At 59.9% G+C, this 24,649-nt stretch carries 22 protein-coding genes; 5 read left to right on the plus strand and 17 right to left on the minus strand.

Annotated elements, in window-relative coordinates:
• Window positions 1-27: 27 nt before the first annotated feature.
• Both AAIA72_RS04260 and AAIA72_RS04265 read right to left on the minus strand, forming a co-directional pair.
• A complete protein-coding gene (locus AAIA72_RS04260) occupies window positions 28-1,704 on the minus strand; it encodes a methyl-accepting chemotaxis protein (RefSeq protein ID WP_369602186.1) in 1,677 nt (558 codons plus the stop codon).
• 101 nt (window positions 1,705-1,805) lie between these two features.
• On the minus strand, window positions 1,806-3,089 hold the full coding sequence (locus tag AAIA72_RS04265) for an acetyl-CoA C-acetyltransferase (protein WP_369602187.1): 1,284 nt from the start codon (window positions 3,087-3,089) through the stop codon (window positions 1,806-1,808).
• Between the two features lie 158 nt (window positions 3,090-3,247).
• On the opposite strand from AAIA72_RS04265, the gene AAIA72_RS04270 reads away from it, so the two are divergent.
• Window positions 3,248-4,639 carry a 3-oxoacyl-ACP reductase gene (locus AAIA72_RS04270; RefSeq protein ID WP_369602188.1) on the plus strand — a complete coding sequence of 464 codons (1,392 nt, stop codon included), beginning with the start codon at window positions 3,248-3,250 and terminating at the stop codon, window positions 4,637-4,639.
• A 2-nt stretch (window positions 4,640-4,641) separates the two neighbouring features.
• Here AAIA72_RS04270 and AAIA72_RS04275 read toward each other — a convergent pair whose 3' ends face one another.
• Window positions 4,642-5,082 (minus strand): hypothetical protein, encoded by a 441-nt coding sequence (locus AAIA72_RS04275; RefSeq protein WP_369602189.1) that lies wholly within the window; start codon window positions 5,080-5,082, stop codon window positions 4,642-4,644.
• Window positions 5,083-5,125: 43 nt separating this feature from the next.
• Window positions 5,126-6,145 (minus strand): AraC family transcriptional regulator, encoded by a 1,020-nt coding sequence (locus AAIA72_RS04280; protein WP_369602190.1) that lies wholly within the window; start codon window positions 6,143-6,145, stop codon window positions 5,126-5,128.
• 113 nt (window positions 6,146-6,258) lie between these two features.
• Between AAIA72_RS04280 and AAIA72_RS04285 the strand changes: the two genes are divergently transcribed.
• Window positions 6,259-7,107, plus strand: a complete 849-nt coding sequence (locus AAIA72_RS04285; RefSeq protein ID WP_369602191.1) for a MaoC family dehydratase — start codon at window positions 6,259-6,261, stop codon at window positions 7,105-7,107.
• Between the two features lie 5 nt (window positions 7,108-7,112).
• Here AAIA72_RS04285 and astB read toward each other — a convergent pair whose 3' ends face one another.
• The 7 genes from astB to AAIA72_RS04320 form a co-directional block, all read right to left on the minus strand.
• Complete coding sequence (gene astB, locus AAIA72_RS04290; protein ID WP_369602192.1) at window positions 7,113-8,459, minus strand: N-succinylarginine dihydrolase; 1,347 nt, start codon at window positions 8,457-8,459, stop codon at window positions 7,113-7,115.
• Window positions 8,456-9,928 (minus strand): succinylglutamate-semialdehyde dehydrogenase, encoded by a 1,473-nt coding sequence (gene astD / locus AAIA72_RS04295; RefSeq protein WP_369602193.1) that lies wholly within the window; start codon window positions 9,926-9,928, stop codon window positions 8,456-8,458. Before astD ends, astB begins: the two co-directional genes overlap by 4 nt.
• Window positions 9,925-10,977 (minus strand): arginine N-succinyltransferase, encoded by a 1,053-nt coding sequence (astA, locus tag AAIA72_RS04300; RefSeq protein WP_369602194.1) that lies wholly within the window; start codon window positions 10,975-10,977, stop codon window positions 9,925-9,927. The genes astD and astA overlap by 4 nt, the downstream gene beginning before the upstream one ends.
• Before the next feature lie 13 nt (window positions 10,978-10,990).
• The gene (locus AAIA72_RS04305) at window positions 10,991-12,010 is read right to left on the minus strand and encodes an arginine N-succinyltransferase (RefSeq protein ID WP_369602195.1); all 1,020 of its coding nucleotides are present in this window, start codon (window positions 12,008-12,010) and stop codon (window positions 10,991-10,993) included.
• A gap of 4 nt (window positions 12,011-12,014) precedes the next feature.
• The gene (locus AAIA72_RS04310; RefSeq protein WP_369602196.1) at window positions 12,015-13,229 is read right to left on the minus strand and encodes an aspartate aminotransferase family protein; all 1,215 of its coding nucleotides are present in this window, start codon (window positions 13,227-13,229) and stop codon (window positions 12,015-12,017) included.
• A gap of 93 nt (window positions 13,230-13,322) precedes the next feature.
• Window positions 13,323-14,264: a GlxA family transcriptional regulator gene (locus tag AAIA72_RS04315; RefSeq protein ID WP_369602197.1), complete on the minus strand. Its 942-nt coding sequence runs from the start codon at window positions 14,262-14,264 to the stop codon at window positions 13,323-13,325.
• Window positions 14,261-14,440: a hypothetical protein gene (locus AAIA72_RS04320; RefSeq protein WP_369602198.1), complete on the minus strand. Its 180-nt coding sequence runs from the start codon at window positions 14,438-14,440 to the stop codon at window positions 14,261-14,263. Before AAIA72_RS04320 ends, AAIA72_RS04315 begins: the two co-directional genes overlap by 4 nt.
• Before the next feature lie 65 nt (window positions 14,441-14,505).
• Between AAIA72_RS04320 and AAIA72_RS04325 the strand changes: the two genes are divergently transcribed.
• Window positions 14,506-16,260, plus strand: a complete 1,755-nt coding sequence (locus tag AAIA72_RS04325) for a methyl-accepting chemotaxis protein (RefSeq protein ID WP_369602199.1) — start codon at window positions 14,506-14,508, stop codon at window positions 16,258-16,260.
• Window positions 16,261-16,277: 17 nt separating this feature from the next.
• Here AAIA72_RS04325 and AAIA72_RS04330 read toward each other — a convergent pair whose 3' ends face one another.
• The 6 genes from AAIA72_RS04330 to lptF all read right to left on the minus strand — a co-directional run bounded on the left by AAIA72_RS04330 (window position 16,278) and on the right by lptF (window position 22,291).
• Window positions 16,278-16,412 carry a hypothetical protein gene (locus tag AAIA72_RS04330; RefSeq protein WP_369602200.1) on the minus strand — a complete coding sequence of 45 codons (135 nt, stop codon included), beginning with the start codon at window positions 16,410-16,412 and terminating at the stop codon, window positions 16,278-16,280.
• A gap of 71 nt (window positions 16,413-16,483) precedes the next feature.
• Window positions 16,484-17,155 carry a hypothetical protein gene (locus AAIA72_RS04335; RefSeq protein ID WP_369602201.1) on the minus strand — a complete coding sequence of 224 codons (672 nt, stop codon included), beginning with the start codon at window positions 17,153-17,155 and terminating at the stop codon, window positions 16,484-16,486.
• Window positions 17,156-17,242: 87 nt separating this feature from the next.
• Entirely contained in the window at window positions 17,243-18,025 is a 783-nt protein-coding gene (locus AAIA72_RS04340; RefSeq protein ID WP_369602202.1) for a c-type cytochrome, read from the minus strand.
• Between the two features lie 73 nt (window positions 18,026-18,098).
• Window positions 18,099-19,928, minus strand: coding sequence for a methyl-accepting chemotaxis protein (locus tag AAIA72_RS04345; RefSeq protein WP_369602203.1), 1,830 nt, complete (start codon window positions 19,926-19,928; stop codon window positions 18,099-18,101).
• Window positions 19,929-20,139: 211 nt separating this feature from the next.
• Window positions 20,140-21,201, minus strand: a complete 1,062-nt coding sequence (gene lptG / locus AAIA72_RS04350; protein ID WP_369602204.1) for an LPS export ABC transporter permease LptG — start codon at window positions 21,199-21,201, stop codon at window positions 20,140-20,142.
• Window positions 21,188-22,291, minus strand: coding sequence for an LPS export ABC transporter permease LptF (gene lptF, locus AAIA72_RS04355; protein ID WP_369602205.1), 1,104 nt, complete (start codon window positions 22,289-22,291; stop codon window positions 21,188-21,190). The genes lptG and lptF overlap by 14 nt, the downstream gene beginning before the upstream one ends.
• 167 nt (window positions 22,292-22,458) lie before the next feature.
• Here lptF and AAIA72_RS04360 point away from each other — a divergent pair, with 167 nt between their 5' ends.
• The gene (locus AAIA72_RS04360; RefSeq protein WP_369602206.1) at window positions 22,459-23,934 is read left to right on the plus strand and encodes a leucyl aminopeptidase; all 1,476 of its coding nucleotides are present in this window, start codon (window positions 22,459-22,461) and stop codon (window positions 23,932-23,934) included.
• Window positions 23,935-24,136: 202 nt separating this feature from the next.
• Window positions 24,137-24,529, plus strand: a complete 393-nt coding sequence (locus AAIA72_RS04365; RefSeq protein WP_369602207.1) for a hypothetical protein — start codon at window positions 24,137-24,139, stop codon at window positions 24,527-24,529.
• Window positions 24,530-24,649 lie beyond the last annotated feature (120 nt).

Here is a 24,649-nt window from a genome sequence, read left to right on the forward strand (position 1 = left end):
CAGGAGTTTATGTGCTCCCATTCTACACTATTCTGTCCGGAACCGGGCGACCTGCTGCGACAAGCTGCGTCCCAGTTCAGCCAGTTTGAGTGTGATTTCGCGGGTTTCCTGCATGCCGCTGTTGGCCACTTCAGCCGCCTCGGTGATTTCGGTAATGCTGCGGTTGATATCCTCGGTCACAGCAGTCTGTTCCTCCGCCGCGCTGGCAATCTGGGTATTCATGTCGTTGATCCGGTTGACGGCCTGAGCAATTTCAATGAGTGACTGATTCGAGGCCTCCGCGAGCTCAACGGTATCCTGCCCCTTCTGCTGACAGGCACGGGCCACCGATACGGCCCGGCCGGAGCCGGATTGCAGCTTTTCGATCATCTGCTGGATTTCTTCCGTGCTGTCCTGTGTCTTGCTGGCCAGTGCACGCACCTCATCCGCGACCACGGCGAAGCCTCTTCCGGCCTCCCCGGCTCGCGCCGCCTCAATGGCGGCATTGAGTGCCAGCAGGTTGGTCTGTTCGGCGATTCCGCGAATGACATCCAGTACGGAGACGATGTTCTTCACATCGCCCTCCAGATTGCCAATGACGGAGGCGGCTTCTTCCAGGTCCGACGCCAGCTGACTCATGGATTCGACTGCACGCCCTACCGTTTCACGGGCCTTCTGACTTTCCTCGTCCGCATGATGCGCCGATTCTGCCGCTTCGTGAGCGCCGGTTGCCACCTGACTTGCAGCGGAAGTCAGTTCGGAAACGGCAGTGGCCACCATATCCGTCTGGGCGGTCTGGCGTTCAAAGGCACTCGCCGCATCCTGCACCACGTCCTCCATCTGGCCGGAACGGGCTTCGATCTGCTCGCTGGTATATTTGACCTCCCGGATGAGTCCGCCGATCTTTTCCACAAACCGATTGAAGGCCCGAGAGAGCTCGCCCAGCTCATCCTGAGCCTCATCAGGCAGACGGCGGGTCAGGTCTCCTTCCCCTTCGCTGATTTCATTGAGCTGTCGGGTCACCATGAACAGGGACCGCGCAATGGAACGATAGATGAAATAGCCCACAATGCCGACGGCCAGGAGCATCAACACGGCCGTCGTGATGAAGGTGGTGATCAAGGCGCTGATTTGCTCATCCGCCACCGCTTCCATTTCCGCAACCTTACGGTCAATACTGTCAATATAAAAACCGGTTCCGATTATCCAGTTCCATTTGGGCAGATAAACGGCATAACTCAGCTTGGGCTGAGGCGCCTTCGCCCCCGGCTTCGGCCACATGTATTCAACGTACCCGCCTCCGTTCTGAGCCACCTTCACCAGTTCACGGATCACATAGACCCCGTTGGGATCCTTCACATCCCAGAAATTGTCTCCCCAGCCCCTGTCATTGTCCCCATGAAATATCCGGGTGCCCTTGTCGTCATAACCGAAAATGTAGCCGGTTTCGCCATAGCGCATGCTGTTCATGATGGCGATGGCTTTCTGCTTCGCCTCCTGATCATCCGGTCCCGCTGCGTCATACACAGGTTTGATGGCGGTCTGAACCAGCTGCATGTAGTGCAGCAACTGCTCCTTCTTGCTGGCCAGGAGCTCCTCACGGGCCTGTTCCACGGACTTCCGCGCATTCTGCCCGGCCGTCAGGTAACTGGATACCCCGAGTATCAGTGCAAGAAGGATTGGGGGCAGATAAGTAATGGCTATCAGTCGGGTCTGAATTTTCACGAAGAACAACTCCAATCTGGCGTCCGGATCTTGTCTCCAAGCATAGACGCCAGAATGGAAATATCCAAAAATGATCTTCTGTACTTGAGGACGGGAATCGGTCAGACGGCTTCCAGAATGGCCGTGACGCCCTGTCCGCCGGCAGCACAGATGGAAATGAGTCCCCGACCGGAGCCACGCTGATGCAGGATCTTGGCCAGAGTGGCGACAATCCGCCCTCCGGTTGCGGCAAAGGGGTGACCCGCGGCCAGACTGCTGCCCTTGATATTGAGACGATCCCGGTCGACCGGCCCCAGCGGCGCATTGAGCCCCAGACGCTCCCGGCAGAATGCGGGATCTTCCCAAGCCTTGAGTGTGGCCAGAACCTGGGAGGCAAAGGCTTCGTGAATCTCGTAGACGTCAAAATCCTGTAGTGTCAGATTCTGACGGGCAAGCATCCGCGGTACCGCATAGGCCGGTGCCATGAGCAGGCCTTCCTTGCCGGAGACAAAATCCACGGCCGCTGTTTCATAATCCACCAGTCTGGCCAGGATGGGCCAGCCCTGCGCCCTGGCCCAGGCTTCGCTGGCCAGAAGCACCACCGAGGCGCCATCGGTGAGCGCGGTGCTGTTGCCTGCGGTCATGGTCCCCTTTTCCCGATCAAATACCGGGCGCAGACTGGCCAGCTTTTCCAGGCTGATATCCTCGCGCAGGATGTTGTCCCGGGTGAGGCCGGCACAGGGTGTCATCAGATCCTCGAAGAATCCTTCTTCATAAGCCTGCCTGAGGCGAACATGAGACCGGAAAGCCAGGGCGTCCTGTTCCTCGCGGCCGATCCCCCACTGATGGGCGGTGATCTGTGCATGTTCGCCCATGCTCTTGCCCGTTCGCGGCTCACTGTTCAGCGGAATCTCGGGCATGAGATCACGGGGCCGGATTTGCGCCAGCGCCCTGAGCTTGCCCTGCCAGTCCTTTGCCCGGTTGGCCGCAAGCAACGCCTTGCGAAGGCCCTCGCCGACACCGATGGGCGCGTCCGAGGTGGTGTCCGTACCGCCGGCAATCCCCCACTCGATCTGTCCGAGCGCAATCTTGTTGGCAACGGCAATGAATGCCTGAAGACCGGTGCCACACGCCTGCTGCATGTCGCAGGCCGGGGTATCGGGCGCCAGCCCGGAACTCAGCACCACTTCACGGGTCAGATTGAAGTCGCGGGAGTGCTTGACCACAGCACCGGCGGCCACCTCGCCTGCACGCTGACCGTGCAGACCGAAACGATCCACCAGACCGCGCATGGCCTGTGTGAGCAGGGCCTGATTGCTCAACTCGGCATAGGCGGTATTGGAGCGGGCAAACGGAATCCGGTTGCCTCCGACGATGACCACGTTTCTGAGGGGCGGGCTGGACATGAGCGATCTCCTTTCATGGTTGATTGCCAGCCAGTCTAGGCGAATAATGCGGCTGGACATTGGCAGAGATGACAACCGGACCGGCGTACCAGGCCAATCGCTCCCCTGCGCCGGCAGGACATAATCAAGACTCACACCATTGCAGAGGATGCCCGACCATGACTGACATGTACCAGAAACTTGCCAACTCTCCACTGGGCAGTTCGCTCGTGGATGCCCTGAACCTGCCCCGCCCGGTCTTTCTGGAACGTCTGACCCGGAATGATGCCCCGCTGATCGAGGGCCATGTTGCCATCGGCGGGCTCACGGCAGACAGTGCTGCCCTTCCGGAACTGGCCGGTGTGCTGACCGGTTCGCTGGTGACCTGTCATGTTGCGGAGGATATCCGGGCGGCCTTTCCGGAAGGCGAAAGTCTGGCAGGTGAAGCGTCCGACATCCGCTACAAGGCGGTGGTCTTTGACGCCACCCATGCCCGCACACTGGATGACCTGAAACCGCTTTATCGTTTCATGAAAGCCCATGTCCGCAAACTGGCGACCTGCGCCCGTGTGCTGATTCTCGGCTGTCCGACGGACAAGCTTGAACCCGAAGCGGCGGCCACACATCAGGCTCTGCTGGGATTTGTGAAAAGTGTGGCGAAGGAAATCGGCCGCAAGGGTGCCACGGCCAACCTGATTCAGGTTCAGCCCGGCTACGAGACGGGGCTGACCTCCAGTCTGCGCTTCTTCCTCTCCCCGCGCTCCGCATTCGTGGATGGTCAGTCCGTGGTGATTCAGGGCAAGCCCAAAGCCGGTATCCAGATTGACTGGACCCGACCGCTTGCCGGCAAGACAGCCCTCGTCACCGGCGCGTCTCGCGGCATCGGGGAAGCGATTGCGCGGACATTGGCCCGGGATGGCGCACGGGTGGTGGTACTGGACATTCCCGCAGCCGAGTCTGCACTCAATTCGCTCGCCGGCGACCTGGATGGCATTCCCGTCCTGCTCGATGTGAGTGCACCCGACGCCCCCGAGACACTGGCAAAACGTCTGGCCGCGGAAGATATCGGTGGTATCGATATCGTGGTACACAACGCCGGCATTACCCGTGACAAGACACTGGCCAACATGCCGGAGCATCTGTGGGATCAGGTCATGGCCATCAACATCCAGGCGATTGTGCGGATCAACGCCGCCCTGCTGGCACAGGATCTGATCAGACCTCAGGGACGGATCGTCGGACTGGCCTCCATTTCCGGTATCGCCGGCAACTTCGGTCAGAGCAACTACGCGGCTTCCAAGGCCGCGGTGATCGGCTACGTCAAAGCCCTGGCCGGCACCCTCAAGCAAGGCATCACGGCCAACGCGGTCGCCCCCGGCTTCATCGAGACTCAGATGACGGCAGCCATTCCCTTTGCCATCCGGGAGGTGGGTCGGCGCATGAATGCTCTGTCACAAGGGGGCCAGCCCCAGGATGTGGCGGAGGCCATCGCCTGGCTGGCCAGCCCGGGCAGCCAGGGCATTACCGGCCAGACCGTCCGCGTCTGCGGTCTCAACCTGATCGGACAGTAAGCCTATTCGACGATCAGGGTGTAATCCGGTGTGGGGTTGAGCGGGCAGGAATAGACATAGGTACCGGGCTTCAGATCAATCTGGTATTCCTGTGTCTGTCCCGTACCGATCCCACCGCCGGAGACCGAAGGCAGGGTCACTCTGCCCAGGCCCTTTCCCCGCAGCCAGAATCCCAGTTCCCAGGGCACGTCACGATTGGTCACCCGGATGGTGACCGGCCCCGGGCCGAGATGGACGATCCGACTGTTCGCCAGTCGCTGGTCTTGCGTTGCGCCATTGATCGACGTGCAGTCCGAGGCACTCCCGGCGCGGAAATGATGATCCTGATTTTCCGGTTCAAGAAACTGGCAGCGAGTCTGGGTCAGTTCGAGTGCCCGGGGCGCGCCAAGGGCCGGGACGGCTGTGACTATCAACAGCCCGGCAAACAGGATGAGCTTGTTCATTGCAGATGGCTCCGTTGACTGAGTGTGCAGGGTTAGACTGCACTCAGGGGCCGGAGTTCCCTGTCCGGTGCGCCTGTCTGTATTCGACGGGGGTCATGCCTACCCAGCGCTTGAATGCACGGTAAAAGGTTGAAGGTTCCGAAAAGCCGGTGAGATAGACGATTTCATCAATGGATTCGTCGGTCCTGGCCAGCAGGCGCCGCGCAAGATAACAGCGGTAATCCGCCAGAATCTGGTTGAACGAGGTACCGGCTTCGCTCAGACGGGCCCGCAATGCCCGGGGCTTGATGCCAATCTGTTCCGCAACGCGCGTCAGCGTGACCTCTCCACTCTCCAGTTGCTCTCCGATGGCCCGGCGAACCTGCGCCACAATATCGTTCAGTGCCAGTCGGGCAACCTGCCGATTGGCGATGGCTTCATGTGCCGCCAGCAGTTCGGGTTCGTGGTGAGCCGACGGGTGCGCCAGCATGGCCGCGTCAAAGATGACCCGGTTTTCGGGCTGGTCCAGCCTGACGGGGCAGCCGAACCGCTCCGTATAGTCTTCGAGGGGCAGATATGCCGGGTGCTGCAGCCAGACTTCAAGGGGCTGGAAATGGTCTTCCGTGACGTAACGCAGAAACTTGAGCAATCCCAGCGTGAACGCATCGGAGAAATGGCGAACGGTCAGGGGATCCGAGGACAAGGGACCGATGACAAGGTGTGCCGTTTCACCGTCAATTTCCAACCGGCCCTGGGTGGCATCACTGATCAGGCGCTGGTAGCGGAGCGCCCTGTCCAGCCCTTCTCCAAAGGTCGGACTACTGAGAAAGAGGTACTCGAGAATCTGCCCCTTGAACACCGGGAGGCAGTCTCCGAGATGCAGGCCGATATGGGGGTCACCCGTCACGTCTTCCAGAGTCTGCCAGAAACGCTGCTGTGCTTCGTGAGGCGTCCTGAGGTCCTTCCGGCTGAGCAGATCTCTGGGAATGCCGCAGCGACGGAAAACTTCCTCCACGTCAACGCCGTATTCACACATGGCGCGATAGGCCAGTCTGAACAGTGCACTGTCTTCGGTTCGCTCCACCTCGGCTCCGGGGGTCCATTGACTTGACTGACAAAATTACCGGTTCATCCGGTCATTGTCCAGTTGCCCCACGCTGCCTTATGCTGAAGACCGTCCACACCGGAGAGTGAACCATGACCGCATCACTTGTTTCCATGCTCCCGCTTTATGGTCGCAGCCTGCTGAAAACCGGCCGCGCCGTCAGTCACTGGCCGACGCTGTCCCTCCGGCGGACGGGCATGACCATTGATCAGGCTCACCTGAAGCGCTACCTGGAGGTCTGCGGGTATCCGCCGGTTCTCGATCAGTTGCCTCCCTGCTATCTGCAGGTCTGCGCCTTCGATGCACACATGGCCCTGCTGACGGAACCGGCCTTCCCGCTCAGGCTGCTCGGACTGGTACATCTCGGCAACACCATCCGCCAGCACGCGGAGCTCACACCGCTGGATGTGTTTGATCTGGACATTTCCCTCGGCAGTCTCGAAACCAACCATCTCGGGCATGTGTTTTCCGTTCTGACCGTAGCCAGGCGTGCGGGACGCGTTGTCTGGGAATCCGACATGGCGATTCTGTCACGGGCCCGGACAGGCGTTCCCAAACCCGAAAAGGAACCCGAACCGCCCTTTGTACCCGCTGAAACCCAGGATCTGGGGACGGTTCCCGAAGATATGGGCCGGCGCTATGCCCGCGTGTCAGGGGACTACAATCCGATTCACCTCACCCGTGCCACGGCCCGGCTTTTTGGCTTTCCGAGACAGATTGTTCATGGCATGTGGACCAAGGCCCGGGCACTGGCCGCCCTCCCCGAGAGCTGGCGGAACGGCCCCTTCGAAGTACAGGTCCGGTTCCGCAAGCCTGTCCTCCTGCCTGCGCACCTGACGCTGCAAAGCGCCAACCGGCAAGGCGCGGGCGCATTCAGAGTGACCGACGACACCGGCCAGATCGTGCACCTGACCGGTGAAATCCGGAGGCCCGGGGCCTGACCGACTCAGGCGCCGGCAAGCTGGAAAGGATAGACGCTGCCCACGCCGGTGATCTGCGTCAGTTCATCCAGCGCCGTCCGGCATTCGTTGAGCAGGGACGGATCCGCCAGATCACGGGGCAGGATCTGATCCCGGTAATGCCTTTCCACCCAAGCCACCAGCTGCTCGTAGAGCGCTTCGGACATCATGACACCGGGTGTGACCGCTGCCAGCTGCGCGTCAGTCAGGACCACACGGAGACGCAGGCAGGCAGGCCCGCCACCATTGCGCATGCTCTGTTTCAGGTCGAAGACACGCACTTCACGGATGGGACCACCACTGCCGACCAGCGAATCCAGATACGCCTTCACTCGCGGATGGGTTTCGCATTCCTGTGGTACAACCAGCAGCATGTTGCCATCCGCCCGTGTCAGCAACTGGCTGTTGAAGAGGTACGACTCCACCGCATCCTCCACACTGACCTGATCACGCGGGACGCAGATGGTCTTGAACAGCGCACCTTCAAGCTTCTGCTCGATCTCATTCAGGACCTGTGCGGTATTGAGAAAGGCATCCTCATGATAGAAGAGCACGTTACCATTGCCGACGGCAATCACGTCATTGTGGAAAACCCCCTTGTCCACCACTTCCGGATTCTGTTGCGCGTACACCACCCTGGATTCCGGCAGTCCGTGCAGACGGGCAATGGCCTGGCACGCTTCGAGCGTCTGCCGTGCAGGATACTTTTTCGGCGCGGGCTTGCTGGTATCAAATGCCGACCTGCCATAGACGAACAGTTCCACACCCGGCGCCCCGTATTCGGCACAAAAGCGGGTGTGGTTGGCCGCACCCTCGTCACCGAAATGGATCTGCCCCGGCAGTGCCGGATGATGCGCGAACAGTTGCTCGTCCCGGAAGATCGCTCGCAGAATGCGCCCGGTGGTCGGGTGCTCGATGGAGCGGTGGAATTTTGCCGTCAGGTTGGCGGGCGTGAAATGTACCCGGCCATCGGCGGTGTCCGCACCCGGAGAGACCGTGGCGGCATTGGCTGTCCACATGGCCGAAGCCGAGGATACCGCCGCAAGGATTTCCGGAGCCTCTCTGCCGGCAGCCAGCAGCACTTCGCGCTCGCTGCCCTCGAACCCGAGCCTGCGCAGGGTGTGAATGTCCGGTCGCTCATGGGGCAGCAGAATCCCCTGCTTGTACCCCATGTCATGCAGGGCCTTCATCTTCCGGAGGCCCTGGAGCGCCGCTTCACGCGGATTGGCAGGCTGGTGCCCGTGTTTCTGGGAGGCCACGTTGCCGTAGGAAAGGCCGCTGTAGTTGTGGGTGGGCCCGACCAAGCCGTCAAAGTTCACTTCATGTGCTGTCATAATGTCATCCCCGGAGACAGGTTTTCTGGAGCTCTGGCGGTATCGTCCACCAGCGATGCCATGGGCCAGGCACAATAATCCGCCGCGTAGTAGGCACTGGGTCGGTGATTTCCGCTGGCGCCGATTCCCCCGAAGGGTGCCGCGCTGCTGGCCCCGGTCAGCGGTTTGTTCCAGTTGACAATGCCGGCCCGGATCTCTTCCATGAACATTTCAAAACGTTGCCGGTCATCACTGATGAGGCCCGCGGCGAGCCCGTATCGGGTGCGATTGGCCAGTTCCAGAGCCTCTTCGAAGGTATGGTAACGCTGTACCTGAAGCAGCGGACCGAAGTACTCCTCGTCCGGCAGGTCCCGGATGGCTGTCACGTCCACAATACCGGGTGTCAGCAGTGCCGTATTGTTCTCCAGCGGCCTGCTTTCGAGCAGAAGATTTCCGCCCAGCTCCACCAATCGCTTCTGGGCGGCCAGGATGGCTTCCCCTGCCCGGGCAGAAATCAGTCCTCCCATGAAAGGTTGCGGGTCGGCATTCCAGGCTCCCACCCTGAGTTGTCCTGCCGCCCGGACAATATCCTCAAGCAGCGCGTCGCCCTCTGTACCTGCCTGAACCAGCAGCCGCCGGGCACAGGTGCATCGCTGCCCGGCTGAAACAAAGGCCGAAAACAGCACATGATGGATGGCACCGGCCCGCGCCTTCACGGGTTCGGCAATCAACGGATTGTTGCCACCCATCTCGAGCGCCAGAATTTTCTCGGGATGGCCTGAAAATGCCTTGTGGATGGCGTGGCCGGTCGCGGAACTGCCGGTGAAGAACAGGCCGTCAATGTCCGGATGATTGGCCAGCGCGATGCCGGTCTCCCGTTCTCCCTGAACCAGAGACAGCACGCCTTCGGGCAGGCCGGTTTCATCCCACAGGCGGACCATGAACTCCGCCACGGCCGGAGTCTGTTCACTGGGCTTGAACACAACCGTATTGCCGGCCAGCAACGCCGGCACGATGTGCCCGTTTGGCAGATGTCCGGGAAAGTTGTACGGGCCAAACACGGCCACCACCCCATGCGGCCGGTGCTGCAGGATCGCGTGTCCCGCGGCCACGTCCGACTCCTTGTAGCCGGTCCGCTCATGATAGGCCTGGATGGAGAGCGGCACCTTGCCGATCATGGCCGCCACTTCCGTCCGGGATTCCCAGAGGGGCTTGCCCGTCTCGCGGCCGATCAATGTAGCCAATTCCTCCGAATGGCTCTTGAGCACGTCCGCCCAGCGATTGAGGATTCCGATCCGCCCTTCCAGGGGCATCCGACGCCAGCCCCGGAAGGCCTCGCGGGATTGCCGCACCGCCTCGTCCACCTGTGCCGGTGACGCCATGTGGCCCTGCCATACCGTTTCGCCGGTCACCGCATTGCGGCTTTCCAGCAAGGCACCCTGGCCGGTCACCCACTGATGACCCAGTCTGTTTTCGCCTGTCAGCTTCATTGACCTTTTCTCCCCGGCTTCAGCCGAACCAACCGTACCGTGTCCCCGGAGCCGACCTGCAGGTGCCCGGCCATCGAGTGGGACAGGGTAACGGTATCAATCTTGATGGATTTGCCCGGCACCAGTGCCACACGAAAATCCTCGAACCGGCGGTTGGAGACCATGTAAAGTTCATCCCCCTGCCAGTGAGCTGCCGGCGCATCATCTCCTGACACCAGTGCATAACGCTTGAAACTTTCCCTCACGCTGCGGACGTTGTGCACGAAGGCTTCCACCAGCGGGCCGGCATCGAAGATGTCGATCATGCCATTGAAGTTGAAGCCCTCGGTGGTGAGCATGTGCAGCGCAGGCCCGGTGTTTTCATGCACCTTGCCGATCACTTCCTGAGCACTCTGCGGCAGGAAGGGCACGAAGATGGGATACTTCGGCATGAGTTCGGCAATGAAGGACTTGTTCCCCAGGCCGGTGAGGTAATCGGCATAGGAGAAATCCAGCGTGAAGAACTTGCGGCCCAGACCTTCCCAGAAGGGTGCGTTGCCCTGCTCGTCCGACACGCCGCGCATTTCAGCAAAGACCTTTTCGGCAAAGCATTCCCTGAAATCGGCCATGAACAGGAAACGGGAAAGCGACAACAACCTTCCGTTCGCGCCCTTGCGGTAATCTTCGTGCAGGAACAGGGTGCAGACTTCGCTGCAGCCCGTCATGTCATTGGAGAGATACAGGGTCGGTGTCTGGCGATGAATCCCCAGTTCCGATGAAGCATTCACCGTATTGCTCAGACGGTAGTTGTACCAGACATCCTTCAGGCCGACGCCCGCATCAATGGCACAGACGCCTGCCACGCGCTCCTGCCCGGTATCTTCCAGCACGAACATGTAATAGCTACTTCGGGGATCCCCTTCGCGATGGAAGGCCTGGCGTGCCGCCTCGATACGGGCCGCCAGAAACTCACGGTTGGCGGGCAGCGTGGTCACGCCCACGCCGGCACTTTCCGCCAGTGCATAAACACCATCCAGATCGGAAGGTTGTACAGGTCGTATGATCATCATGTCATCATTCCCCTTATAGCGGACTGTAGATGACCTGATCGCCATCATTGAGTTCGAGCATTTGAGCCGCACGCTCCGGCACGCGCAGGACGTCTCCCATGCCGTCCGTTAGCTTGACCAGTGTGGCGACAAATCCGTTTTCCTGCTGAACGCCCATCAGATAGCTGAGTCCCATGGTACCCGGCGTCAGCCGGACCTGCTTGCTGCGTGCATGCTTGACGGTATTGATCTGATCCAGGCTGGCTTCCAGCGTCGGGCCGCCATCAAAGATGTCGATATATTTCCCGATCCGGAACCCTTCCCGATGGAGGAGCTGACAGTTGGCAGACGCTGCCGGATGGGGCTGACCAATCGCCTCCCGTGCCGCGTCCGTGAGCAGGGAGACATAGATGGGATGGGCGGGCATCATTTCCGCAATGAAGGTCTTGCTCTTGATGGAGGAATAATAGTCAGCGGTGGCAAAGTCCATGTCGAAAAAGTGCCGTCCCAGGCTGTCCCAGAAGGGCGACTGCCCCTCCGGGGTCTGCACACCCTGAATCTCGACGATGACACGCGGATCGAAGCGTTCGGCGTTCAGATGCATGAACAGAAAGCGGGCACGGGACAGCAGTTCCCGTCCCGCCTGGTCCACCTTCTGCTTGTCGAAGGTCAGCGAGCAAAGCAGCGATCGCCCGGTCAGTTCATGGGTCATGTAAAGGACGGGCACCGTGTTGAACACACCGAGCTGATGGGAGGAGTGAATCAGTTCGTCCATCCGGTAGTTGTAGAACGGTGCGCCGTTGCCGGCACAGCGGTCGATACCCGAGGTTCCCAGAATCTCGCCGCTCTCCGTATCTTCGAGGACAAACAGATAGCGCTCCCGGCCAGCAACGGACGGATCACCCTCAAAGGCCAGACAGGATTGCGAAATCTTCTCAGCCAGCTTGTCCCGGTCAACAGGCAGCGTGGATACCCGGACATCCATTTGCGCCAGCAGGCGCTCGATCCCCGGCACGTCTTCGTGGCGGGCGGGCCTTACCCGGTATGCCGTCATCGTCTCACCCCCTGACCACGCGTGCAACCGCACGCTCGAATCGCGCCAAGCCATCGTCGATATCCGCTTCGGGAATGATCAGCGAAGGCGCAAACCGCACCACATCCGGGCCGGCAACCAATGCCAGCAGTCCTTCTTCCAGTGCTGCCGTGACAAAGGCCTTGGCCTGCCCCTTCCAGGCGTCTTCCACTTCGGCACCGATGAGCAGGCCGGCCCCGCGGATGCTGCGAAAGGCGTTGTGGCGGGTATTGATGTCACGCAGTCCGGCGACAATCCGCTCGTGACGTGTCTGAACGCCCTCCAGTACGCCGTCACGCATGACGATATCCAGCACTTTTGCAGCCACTGCACAGCCCATGGGGTTGCCGCCATAGGTGGAGCCATGGGTGCCGACCTTGAGTGACGCGGCAACCCTGGTAGTGGTCAGCATGGCCGCAATGGGGAAGCCGCCCCCGAGCGCCTTGGCGGTGGTCAGGATGTCAGGTGTGACCCCGTATTTCATGTACGCATACAGGTGGCCGGTCCGGCCCACGCCGGTCTGCACTTCATCAAAGATCAGGAGTGCGTTATGGCGGTCACACAGCTCACGGGCTTTCTTCAGATAGATCTCGCTGGCAGGCGTAATGCCCCCCTCCCCCTGCACGGGTTCCACCACAAAGGCGCAGGTGCGATCGGTAATGGCCGCTTCCAGGGCTTCGATATCATTGAACGGGACATGGGTGACGCCTGCCGGCACCGGCTCGAAACCTTCGCGATACTTGTTCTGACCACCCACCGTCACGGTAAACAGGGTCCGGCCATGGAAACTGCTCAGACAGGAAACAATTTCATGCTTCTCCGGGCCAAAATGCTCCCAGGCATAACGCCGGGCCAGCTTGAATGCCGCCTCGTTGGCTTCCCCGCCGGAATTGGCAAAGAACACCTTTTCCGCAAAGGTCAGCCGGGTCAGCTTGTGAGCCAGCAGCAGGGCCGGTTCCGTGGTCAGGACATTGGAGACATGCCAGAGCTTGTTGGCCTGTTCGACCAGCGCCTCCACCAGCTCGGGGTGAGCATGGCCCAAAGCTGTCACGGCAATCCCGCCGGCAAAGTCCACGTATTCCCGCCCGTCCTGATCCCAGACGCGGGATCCCTGGCCACGTACGGGAATGATCTTGCCCGGCGCATAATTGGGCACCATTACTTCGTCAAACAGGTCGCGATTGAGTACAGGTTCTGTCATGTGATTCACCCCGATAGGCATTCAGCAGTTGTTGTCAGGGTGATTGTAGAAGGGAAAGGCCGGATACGCGTTTCAGGAATGCGACACCGGCTTTCAGATTTTTTCTCCGGAAACCTGTTCCCGGTCCTGAGATGGTGTGCAACCGTAACGATCCCGGTAAGCGGTGGCGAAATGGGCTGCGGAACTGAAACCGCATGCCACCGCAATTTCCGCCAGCGGCAGACGAGTTGCGCGCACTTTCTCACGTGCCGCTTCCAGACGGATTTCCTTGTAATAGCGTGACGGCACCGTATCGAGATATTTCCGGAACCAGCGCTCCAGCTGTCGGCGGGAAATGCCCAGATGGCCGGACAGGTCATCGGTGGTCAGCGGCTCTTCCACATTCGCCTCCATCAGCCGGATGGCCTCCATGAGCAACGGCGCCTCCTGTACGGCTTGTCTGTCAGGAAGGCGCCGGACCCTGGCCGGCGTGCCGCCCACACGCTCCTGAACCCAGCCATGCGCCAGGCTTTGTGCCGCTTCGGCCCCGAGCCAGCGTCGGAACCAGAACAGCAATGCATCCAGTGGCGCTGTCCCCGCGCGGCAGGTGGTCAGTTTGCCCTCAATGCTGAAGAGGTCGGACGACAACCGGATGCCCGGCGAAACCCGTGCCGGATCCAGCAGCAACTCGGGTGCACTGACCTTGCCTTGCTTCAGCCTCCCCGAGGACACCAGCCAGGCCGACGCCGAACCGGTCGCCATGACCCACTCAGCCTTGGCAGTCATGGTTTCAAGCCAGACGGCCTGATCCTCATCCGGCCAGCTTGCCCGATTGCCACCAATCAGCACGAGGTGCGAGGCCACGACCGGCCCTGTCAGGGCTTCAGCCCGAATCGGACCGGGGACATTTTTTTCCCGCAGTTGCCACAGGGAAATCCCCTCACCTTCTCGCCCGTCCAGGGCCAGCACATCCTGCAGGGGCTTGATCACGTTGGCCGCGCTGAGCAGACAATAATCCGGCAACAGCACAATGGTAAAGGTATCCGCCAGTCTCACCCGAAAGTCTCCTGAATACCATGTTCCACGTCAGAAACGTCAAAGGGACCTGACGACAGCGCGTCCGGTTCGGACAACGCCAGTATCTTTCCGGCACCCATCAGCACGTCACGGATACCCTGATCTTCGGGTGCAAACACCCTTGCCTTCCTCACCAGCACCCAACGGTTGTCCATATTGGCTCCTGCAAATTCGTCACGGTCGTCTAAGCTTATCAGATCAGAAAAATGAGGTGATCGCCATGTCCGATCCGGATCGCACAACGTTCAGTCTGACCATTTTTCAGAGGACACTGATATTGTGCCTCGCCGTTGCTCTGGTTTCAGCACTGGGATATGGATTCCTGATGTCCCGGATTTCGGATATGGTTGAAGTCATCCGCAGCCAGTCAGCCCAGGTTCAGGCCCAGCAGGCGGCAGTGGAAGGCCAGACCCGGCTCAGCCGAAGCCAGAAAGCGCTGATTGACCTTCAGTCCGCGACCCAGCGCGCCTACGCGCTCTACTCTCAATATGTCTACTGGCGACTGAATGCTGCCGCGACGGGGGATGAACAGTCCACCCGCAACGGCGATGAGGCCGAAGCACAACTCCGCTCACAACTGGCCACCATAGCCGGCATGGATGAGGGCCTTGCCGAGGCAATTGATGTGGTCAATGTCTATCTGGATGACTTCAATTCTGCCATTGGTCAGGCCATCGAACGATTGATCCGGGATGAACCGAGAAAACGTGTGGCCTCCAAGATCGCTCAGGCACAAAGCGCCAGCATGGCCATGAATGCCACCTTCGAATCCATACTTGAGGAAACCGGCCAGCGTGTCAGCCAGGCCAGTACCGGGGTACTGCAGGCGGCAGACAAGGTTGCCGTTGCAGCGCAGCATGTCCAGGCCGGTACCGGGGCAGTACTGGAACAAGGAGAAACCCTGGCAGCAGTGGTGCCCGGCATCATGGGCGGCACCCTGGTGCTGGCGCTGTTGGTCGGGCTGGCCGTCTCACAATCCATTACCCGCCCCATACAACGACTCCATCGGGTCATTGAAAGCATCGGACGGGATCACGACCTGACACGCCGCGTTCACTACACCCGCAACAACGAAATCGGCGCAATTGGCCAGGCAGTCAATACCATGCTGGATACCTTCGCCTCCATAATGGAAGACATGAGAGCCCTTTCATTGCAGCTGACGGAAACGGCACGCCAGGCAAGAGACAACGCGCAGGCCACCCGACAAAACGCCGAACAGCTTCAGCAGGAAACGGATCTGGTGGCCACCGCTTCCAATGAGATGACAGTAACCGTCAAGGGCATCAATGATCATACGCGGAACACGACGGAGGTGGCGATACGTGCCCAGCAGGCCTGTCTGCACAGCCACGAAACCGTGACTACCGCAAAGGGCATCATGGCGCATCTGGCCAACAGCATCCGCGATGCAGCCGAAGCTGTGGACGATGTTTCCCATCGTGCCGAGTCCATCAGTTCCGTTCTGGATGTGATCCGGGGAATCTCGGAACAGACCAATCTGCTGGCACTCAACGCAGCCATTGAAGCCGCACGTGCCGGCGATCAGGGACGCGGTTTTGCGGTAGTCGCGGATGAAGTGCGCACTCTGGCCCAGAAAACCGGGAATTCGACGGACGAAATCCAGTCCGTCATCGAAAATCTTCAATCAGTTGCCCGGCAGTCAGTGGAGCGCATGCAACGCAATGTGGAACGTGCCCGGACAACTCAGAATCATTCGGACAAGACAGCGGAGGCCATTCAGGACGCCCTTTCCGCTGTCGAAGAAATCTCCGAAGCCATGCAGCACATCTCCACTGCAACCACGGAACAGACTCAGGCCGCAGAGAACATTGACCGGAGCATCATGAATATCAGTCAGCTGGCTTCGGAGGTCAACGAAACCGCAAACGTGAACAGCCAGGCCAGCGTTCAGCTCAGCACCATGGCTGAACGACTCAATACAGCCATATCACGCTTCCGCCTCAATGCCTGATCCGGCAACCGGGCGTCTCAGTGCAGGCGTGAGATACACTCGCGCTTGTACTTGACCCACTGATCACCTACCCGGCGGAACCAGTACATGACCTTGACCTGATGGATGGCCATTTCAATGCACAGCGTTGAATCGTTGCCTGTAACACGCATCAGTCTGTCCTCATCACGTCATTGATACTGTAATTATATACAGCATCATGTTTCATGCAATGACTTCTGCGTCATTTTCGGACAAATGGAGCCAGCGTGGCTGCCAGATCAACGGGTTGCCAGGCCAGGATCTCCAGATGCCGGTCCTCCAGCACATCGGCTCCGGGGGCGGACTTGCGGGCCGCCGCAATCTGCCTGTCACGCTCCCGGATCAAGGCGATGATCTCCTCACGAAACAACCGCAGAAAGGCCGTGAGCCAGAGGTTTACCGCCCAGTTGGGGGTGGCATGGGTCACAGCGAAGCGGTCCAGGTGACGGATGACATCTTCTGCACTGAACCAGGTTTCGTCCGTGACCCAGCGGTTGGTGACGAACAGGCCCTGAGGAAGACCGTACGCATCCATGCTGATGCCGACCAGATGCATCAGCGCTTCATCGCCCTCCGGCCAGTGCTCCGATACTTCCTCGCCACGTGCGGGCGCAATGTCCTTGTCAAACGCACTGACCCTGAGAAACAGGTGAAAATGACCATGCTCCTGTTCCGGCCCCCGGTGAGCATGGTAGTAATACTGACTGCCGGATGACGTATCAAAGACATCGCCCTCCGGGTAATGATTCATTTCATAAAAGGTTCCCTGCCCCTTGAGCACCTCTGCCACGACGTTGGTCTCGCCTTTTTCCAACGCCTCCTGACATCGGAGCAGCGTCAGGGCCGACGCTTCCCGTGAAGAAAAATCAAACATGGCAGGCATATTCATCTCGTCACACCGTGGATTCCGCATCAAAAACGGCGACCACTGGTCGCCGTAAATGATGGCAGGTCAAGTACTTCAACCCGCTGCACAGGGGTTCTTCGCCGCACAAGGGTTCTTCGCCGCGCAGGGGTTCTTGGCCGCGCAGGGGTTCTTGGCCGCGCAGGGGTTCTTGGCCGCGCAAGGGTTCTTGGCCGCGCAAGGATTCTTGGCCGCGCAGGGGTTGAAGCCTTTCTGAACCTGTGCCACATAGGCCGTCAAAGCCGCCAACTCCTTGCTTTTCCATGGCAAGGGCTTGCTCTGCATGGGCGCAACCAGGCAAAGCTGTATCATTTCATCCAGCTGAATGGAGGGAATGCCGTACTGATTGGCTGCCATGCCCACCTTGTGGGGATACGGCTTGGCGAAACCCGCCGTGAACCCGGCGCCACCCGTATGACAGGTCTGGCAGGAAAGCCCGTTGCTGCTCAGGCTGCTGTCACCATACAGCTTCTTGCCCAACGCCAGCAGGGCCTTCGCGTCACCACGGTAAGGCTTGTAATCATCCGGCCGCTTGACCAGCGTTCGGACCTTGGCCGCACAGGGATTTGTGGCTTTGGCCGCACAGGGATTCTTCGCTGCGCAAGGATTCATCGCTTTGGTTTTCGCTGCACAGGGATGCTTTGCAGCACACGGGTTTTTGGCCGCGCAAGGATTCATCCAGGCTTTTTTGGCCTTGCAGGGATTGCAGGGTGCACAGCCAGCCCAGGCGAGTGTTCCGCTCAAAGCGGCCATGAGGACTCCGGCAGACAGTCCGGCTGCGGTCTTGAGGGTGGCAGGATGACGCTTGGCTGCAGGCAAGGGGGCTCGAGAGGTATTCATGTGTTGCTCCTGATTTGATTGTTATGACCAAGTGGTAGCAGCTCAGACCCCCTCTGCCCCAAAAAAGTTCCCCCTACACTCTGAATTTTGCTACCAGTTCGCTCAGATGATTGCCCAGTTCGGCAAGTTTCTGAGCGGTTTCAGCCGCCTCCCGCGTGCCGGCAGCGGTCTGGTCGGCCGAATCTGCAATCGTGGTAATGGAGCGGCTGATGTCCTCCGTCACGGCAGTCTGCTCTTCGGAAGCCGCGGCAATCTGAGTGTTCATGGACGAAATGGTGCCAATGGCTTCGGCGATGCTGTCCAGGGACGTTCCGGCAGAACGCGCCTTCTCCACCGTATGCTCGCCGCTCGCCCGACTCTCGCCCATGACGGCAACGGCGCGGTTGGATGCGGCCTGCAAGCGCTCAATGGTGTTCTGAATTTCTTCCGTGCTTTCCTGCGTCTTGCTGGCCAGTGCGCGGACTTCATCAGCAACCACGGCAAATCCCCGTCCCGCATCGCCGGCACGGGCAGCCTCGATGGCCGCATTGAGTGCCAGCAGGTTGGTTTGCTCCGCAATGCCGCGAATGACGCTGAGCACTGAAACGATACTGTTGACGTCGCTGCCCAGCGTATTGATCACATCCGAGGCATCACCAATCTGGCGGGAAAGCTGCTCAATGGATGCAACGGCTTCATCCACAATCCGCTTGACCTGCTCACCCTCCTCATCCGCATGCTGGGCCGCTTCCGCAGCCTGCTGTGCATTCTGTGCGATCTCGTGAGCGGCCGCGGACATCTCGTTGACGGCGGTCGCCACCATGTCCGTTTCGTGCCGCTGACGGTCAACCTGTTCGCTGGTTTCCTGGGCAATCCGGGACATTTCTTCCACGGATCCACGCAACGTGACCACCGAGTCCACCACATCACGTACCAGCAGATGAATTTTCTCCACAAACTGATTGAAGCCTTTAGCCAGACGACCGATCTCGTCCTCGCTCACCACATCCAGCCTGCGTGTCAGGTCACCCTGTCCCTGCGACAAATCATCCATGGCGTTGCCCAGTTGAACCAGGGGACGCATGAGACGGCCCAGAAGCAGCGACATCAGGCCGACAACCAGAACCACGCCCAGCACCGTCGCCAGCACCGCCGAATTCCGGAAAGCGGCCATCTGGGCATAGGCCTTGTCACGATCAATCACGATACCGATTTTCCAGTGAATGTTCGGCACGCCGTCAATCGGCAGGAACGACACGAGAACGGATTTGCCCGAGGCTTCCGCATCCTGAAGCTGCCCGTCCAGCTTCAGTGCCGCTTTCCCGAACAGGGCAGAAAGCGGCTGATCGGCAAATGACTTGTCCTCATGCACCAGAATCTTGCCGCTCTCCGAAACCAGGAACGCCGACCCCATCCCGAAAAAGTCCACCGCATTGACAATGTCCGAAACCATTTTCAGAGACAGATCACCGCCGGCCACCCCGGTTTGGTGACCCGAGAATGCCGCGGCGGCCGTAATAATCAGGTCTCCGCTGGAGGCATCACGATAGGGTTCGGTGAAACCGCCTTTCCCGCCCAGTCCCTTTGCCAGCGTGTACCAGGGCCGTTTGCGGGGATCATAACCTTGAGGCAGCTGGGCTTCCTGCGCCGGATCATGCATGGTCATGGTGCCGTCATCCGTCCCCACATAGACATCAAAGCCTCCGGCTTTTGCACCGATTACGGCAATATCGCGGATGCTTTCCCTGTCCGGTGCCTTGGCGGCAGCCTGCGCGACGGCCCGGACGATATCCAGCCTTGCATTCAGCCAGTTGGCGATATTGGTGGAAGCAGCCCGGCCGACCTCATCCACGCCCTGTCTGAGGTTGTTTTCGACATGATTGGCCAGGAATACATAGTTCCCCAGGAAAACGCTCCCAGACACAACACCAGCAGGCTGGCACTCAACACAATGATCTTGCTGCGAAAGGACAATGCGGGCATGTTTACTCCACCTTGCGAGAATGTTGGTATCCGTGTTGAAGTGTAGATCGAAATCCGGAAAGTGCGAGCCATCATGCAAGGGGCTGAACCGTGGGCCAGGTTTCCGCCGGACAGGGGATACGCTGCCGACGCCCGGGCTCTGTGCACAGATTCTAGCGGATACGGCGAAACAGAAGCGTCGCTGCAATGGCGCTGATGAGGATGGGCAACGCCACGGCCAGTGCGGGATGGAATCCATAGACCACACTGGCCGGCCCGAGCATGTCCTGCATGTACTTGAAGACAAGTCCCACCAGAATGCCACAGAACACCCGAAAGCCCATGGTCACTGACCGCAGCGGCCCGAAGATGAATGAAATGGCCACGAGGACCAGCACAGCCGTGGCGAGAGGCCTCAGCACCTTGTTCCAGAAGCTGAGCTGATAACGGTCTGCATTGAGACCCTGTTCCGACAGGTAGCCGATATAGGTGCTCAGCCCGCGTATGGAAAGGTAATCCGGATCCAGCACCAGCACTCCCAGCACATCAGGTGCCAGCTCTGACTGCCAGGGTCGGGTGGCATGCCGTGAAACCGTGGTCTGTTGCGCGCCAAGCTGCGTCTCGCGCACATCGTACAGCAGCCAGTGATCCCCCTGAAACAGGGCCCGGCGGGCTTCAACCGCCTTCTGCAAGCGACCGGTTTCATCAAACTCGAACAACTGCACCCCGAGGAGGACACCCTTGGGCTGCACGGCATTGAAGTGCATGAAGGTATTGCCTTCCCGGTGCCATAAACCGGTACTGGAACTGATGGTTTCCGCCTCCCCCCGTGCCAGCGACTTGTAGGTTTTGGCCACGCGCTCGGTGAACGGCGCCACATACTCACCGAGCAGCATGCCTGCCAGAATGATGACCAGCGCAGGCTTCAGCGTGGACCAGGCAATACGGCGGATGGAAACGCCCGCTGCACGCATCACCGTCAGCTCACTGGTATTGGCCAGCACACCCAGCCCGGCCAGGGCGCCAATGAAAGCCGCCAGCGGCAGGTAGTCGTAGATCCGCCTGGGGATGGTATAGGAGATATACATCAGCGCCTGAAGAATCTGGTACTCACCCTTGATATCCTCCATCTCGCCAATCAGGGCAAACACCAGATCCAGTGCAAGCACGACCACCAGCACCAGAAACATGGCACCGGCCACGGTGGATACAATGTACCGGTCAAGCCGCCGCACGGACCGCCCTCCGCTTCCACCACAACCGCAACGACTCACTGTAAAGCAGCCAGAGGGCAATGATCAGATAGAGGCCATGCACCCACCACATGCCCAATTCCGCCGGCACGCGCCCCTTCTCGATCTGCTTGCGGGCAAAGATCAGCAAACCGAGATAACTGATGTACAGCAGCATGGCGGGCAGCAGCTTGAAATACCGCCCCTGGCGGGGGTTGACCCGTGACAGCGGAATGGCCAGCAATGTGACGATAGGTACCAGCAACGGGATGGAAAGCCGCCACTGCAGCAGTGCCACCGACTTGGCGTCACTGGCCTGCATCAGCTCCATGGTGGGAATGGCTTCGTCGCGAGGTTGTCGGGCCTCTGCCGGGGCATCCGCGATTTTCACCCCGTATTCGCGGAACTCGATGACCTTGTAGTCCGCCTCACCCGGCCGGCCTTCGTAGCGCTGCCCCTCGTGCAAAATGAGAAAGCGACTGCCTGTTTCCGGATCAATGAACTGAGTCCCCCGTTTGGCCACCACGACGGAAAGACTGTTTCGCAGCGGATCCTTCTCGGAAATGAAAACTCCGGAAAGTACCCGCCTGTCCTCCGACAATGACTCGGTATAGGTCACCCGCCCTCCGGTTCTCAACGCCTGAAAGCGGCCGGGGGCGAGCATGTCGAACTCGGTTTTCCGGCTCTGTTCCACGAACAGCTCATCCACCTTCTGCATGCCTTGGGGTGTCACCCAAAGGCTCATCCAGCCCACCAGAATCATGACCGGCAAGGCGGTGACAAAGGTTTTCAGCACCAGGTCCGTGGGCCCCATGCCGCTGGCCCTGAGCACCACCATTTCGCTTTCGATGTACATGCGGCCATAAGAAAGCAGGATGGCCATGAACAGGCTCAGGGGAATGATCAGCTCCAGGAACTGGGGCATCCGGTAGGCCATGATGGCCAGCACGATATCTGCCGCCCACTTGCCCGCTGCCACTTCACCCAGATACTTGATGAACCGGCCACTCATGAAGATGAGCACGAGCACGCCACTCACCGCGAGCATGGTCACGAAAAGCTGCCGGAAGAGGTAGCGGGGAATGATCGCCATTCAGAACAGGGCTCCAAACAAGAAGCGCTCATGATACCATCGTTACCAGGAATTTCGAGGTCAGGCCTGCACAAAGCCTCCGGATACCGGACACGCAGAACTACGGACTGCAGAAACGTGCAGGTTTCACCAGAATTGGCCGTACCACCCTTTGTGAGGAAACGAGGATGACCTACACAGTCCAACTTGCGGATATCAACAGGTTCCAGGCGGACACCTGGATCATTGCCCTGGATGAAGACAACACGCTGCAGACCACACAACAACTGGATGCCCGGCTGGGCGGCATCATCCGCCAGCAGCGCGAATCCGGCAATCTGAGCGTCAAGGCGGGCGAAACCCGCACCCTGTATCTGACCGACGAAACGGTCAAGCGGGTTATCTGTGTCGGCGCGGGCAAGTTGCCCCTGAAAGAAGCAGACTGCCTGAAGGTGCTCAAATCGGCCGCACAGGCGGCGACGGCGGAGAAACAGGCACGTCATCTGGCCTGCACGCTGGCCGAAGTCTGCACGCAAGGGCGTGATGCCGCCTGGCAGGCCGGCCAGTGGGTCATCGAGCTGGAGGCCGCCCGATACCGTTTCGATCAGTTCATGAGCGAACAGGAATCCCTGCCCGAGACGGATTGCACACTGGTACTGAGTGAAGGGGATGCCGGCACCGTGACTGCGGCTGTCGAACAGGCAGCCGCCATTGCCACCGGCATGAAGCTGACACGTGATCTGGCCAACACGCCCGGCAACGTCTGCAACCCGGAATACCTGGCGGAGCAGGCCCGGCAGCTGGCGACATCCTTCGACCGCCTTCAGACCACTGTCCTGAACGAGAAGGACATGGAAGAACTGGGGATGGGCGCCCTGCTGGCGGTGGCCCGCGGCAGTGCCAATCCACCCCGACTGATCATCATGGAATACACCGGTCCGGGCGCCGAAGGACGTGAGCCGGACATTCTGGTCGGCAAGGGCATCACCTTTGACAGCGGGGGCATCAGCCTGAAACCCGGTGAAGCCATGGACGAAATGAAATATGACATGGGCGGCGCCGCCAGCGTGTTCGGCACCCTGCGTGCGCTGGCCGAACTGGACGCGCCCGTCCATGTGATCGGCATCATCGCCGCCGCGGAGAACATGCCGGACGGTAATGCCACCCGACCCGGAGATATCGTCAGAACCCTTTCCGGGCAGACGGTTGAAATTCTCAATACGGATGCGGAAGGGCGCCTGGTGCTGTGCGATGCCCTGACCTATGCTCAGCGTTACAACCCCCGCAGTATTGTGGACATCGCGACCCTGACCGGTGCCTGCATCATCGCACTGGGGCATGTGGCAACCGGACTCCTTGCCAATGACGACGATCTGGCTGCGGAACTGTTGAAGGCCAGCCGTGAGGCGGCAGACAAGGCCTGGCAACTGCCCCTGTGGGATGACTATCAGGAACAGCTCAAGAGCCCGTTCGCCGACATGGCCAATATTGGCGGACGCCCGGCCGGCACCATTACTGCCGCCTGTTTCCTGTCCCGCTTCGTGCGTGACCAGAAATGGGCGCACCTGGACATCGCCGGCACGGCCTGGCGCTCCGGCAAGGACAAGGGAGCCACCGGCCGCCCGGTTCCGCTGCTGACCCGCTTCCTCCTCGCCCGCGCCTGACGGGCACCCCACGGGACGATGCTCGCCATCGTCCCGTCATATCTGACCATCCATCCGGCATATCCCGATCGGCCACTGGTCAATTACATAAATTTACACTACGCTTGACAGAAGGATGGGATTCCATCCGGTGTCGCGCAGGATGCGCATGAAGCACCCCATAACAACAACAGTCACACATCTCCATACAGGAAGGACACGCATGGCCACACAAAACGCACACACAGCTGACGACATCATTCCGCTGCTTGAGGACCCGATCAGGGAACCTGAGGCAGAAACCAAACCCAAGGGGCGCAACCCGTTTTTGCCCTACGAGCACCTGGAGCGCCTTGCCCGCGAGCGGGAGGAATTCAACCGCCAGTTTGCCGAACTGATGAAACAGCGGGTCGAGCAGAAGCGTACTCAGACCGCCGTATTGGGCGCGGCTGCTTCACAGAGCATCCAGGATCTGCGTCATCCTGACCTTGAGCGCATCATTCATCTGACCACTCAAAAGGTGGTTGCCGAGTACCTGCCGCAGATTGAACAGCGCATCCGGGCCGAAGTGATCCGGCATCTGAACAGTCTTGACTTCAGACACGAAAAGGAATGAACCGGAGCACCACCTGATGTGTGCGCCTGCGTGGCGCACACACTACATCCTCCCCGCTTCTGTGTGTATAATCCCTTCTCTTTTCCAGGTCCGCCTGGTGTCCGTTGCAACACCTGACAG

It is taken from the genome of Thermohahella caldifontis (genome assembly GCF_041153465.1).
In the GTDB taxonomy this organism is placed as follows: Bacteria; Pseudomonadota; Gammaproteobacteria; order Pseudomonadales; family Oleiphilaceae; genus Thermohahella; species Thermohahella caldifontis.

Coding starts and splice junctions, on each gene's coding strand:
- AAIA72_RS04320 (WP_369602198.1), bottom strand. CDS start 14,440: ATGGACAACCGTTGGGTGCTGGTGAGGAAGGCAAGGGTGTTTGCACCC.
- AAIA72_RS04310 (WP_369602196.1), bottom strand. CDS start 13,229: ATGACAGAACCTGTACTCAATCGCGACCTGTTTGACGAAGTAATGGTG.
- AAIA72_RS04325 (WP_369602199.1), top strand. CDS start 14,506: ATGTCCGATCCGGATCGCACAACGTTCAGTCTGACCATTTTTCAGAGG.
- lptF (WP_369602205.1), bottom strand. CDS start 22,291: ATGGCGATCATTCCCCGCTACCTCTTCCGGCAGCTTTTCGTGACCATG.
- astB (WP_369602192.1), bottom strand. CDS start 8,459: ATGACAGCACATGAAGTGAACTTTGACGGCTTGGTCGGGCCCACCCAC.
- AAIA72_RS04365 (WP_369602207.1), top strand. CDS start 24,137: ATGGCCACACAAAACGCACACACAGCTGACGACATCATTCCGCTGCTT.
- AAIA72_RS04305 (WP_369602195.1), bottom strand. CDS start 12,010: ATGACGGCATACCGGGTAAGGCCCGCCCGCCACGAAGACGTGCCGGGG.
- AAIA72_RS04340 (WP_369602202.1), bottom strand. CDS start 18,025: ATGAATACCTCTCGAGCCCCCTTGCCTGCAGCCAAGCGTCATCCTGCC.
- AAIA72_RS04265 (WP_369602187.1), bottom strand. CDS start 3,089: ATGTCCAGCCCGCCCCTCAGAAACGTGGTCATCGTCGGAGGCAACCGG.
- AAIA72_RS04330 (WP_369602200.1), bottom strand. CDS start 16,412: ATGCGTGTTACAGGCAACGATTCAACGCTGTGCATTGAAATGGCCATC.
- AAIA72_RS04275 (WP_369602189.1), bottom strand. CDS start 5,082: ATGAACAAGCTCATCCTGTTTGCCGGGCTGTTGATAGTCACAGCCGTC.
- AAIA72_RS04335 (WP_369602201.1), bottom strand. CDS start 17,155: ATGTTTGATTTTTCTTCACGGGAAGCGTCGGCCCTGACGCTGCTCCGA.
- AAIA72_RS04285 (WP_369602191.1), top strand. CDS start 6,259: ATGACCGCATCACTTGTTTCCATGCTCCCGCTTTATGGTCGCAGCCTG.
- AAIA72_RS04360 (WP_369602206.1), top strand. CDS start 22,459: ATGACCTACACAGTCCAACTTGCGGATATCAACAGGTTCCAGGCGGAC.
- astA (WP_369602194.1), bottom strand. CDS start 10,977: ATGATGATCATACGACCTGTACAACCTTCCGATCTGGATGGTGTTTAT.
- AAIA72_RS04270 (WP_369602188.1), top strand. CDS start 3,248: ATGACTGACATGTACCAGAAACTTGCCAACTCTCCACTGGGCAGTTCG.
- astD (WP_369602193.1), bottom strand. CDS start 9,928: ATGAAGCTGACAGGCGAAAACAGACTGGGTCATCAGTGGGTGACCGGC.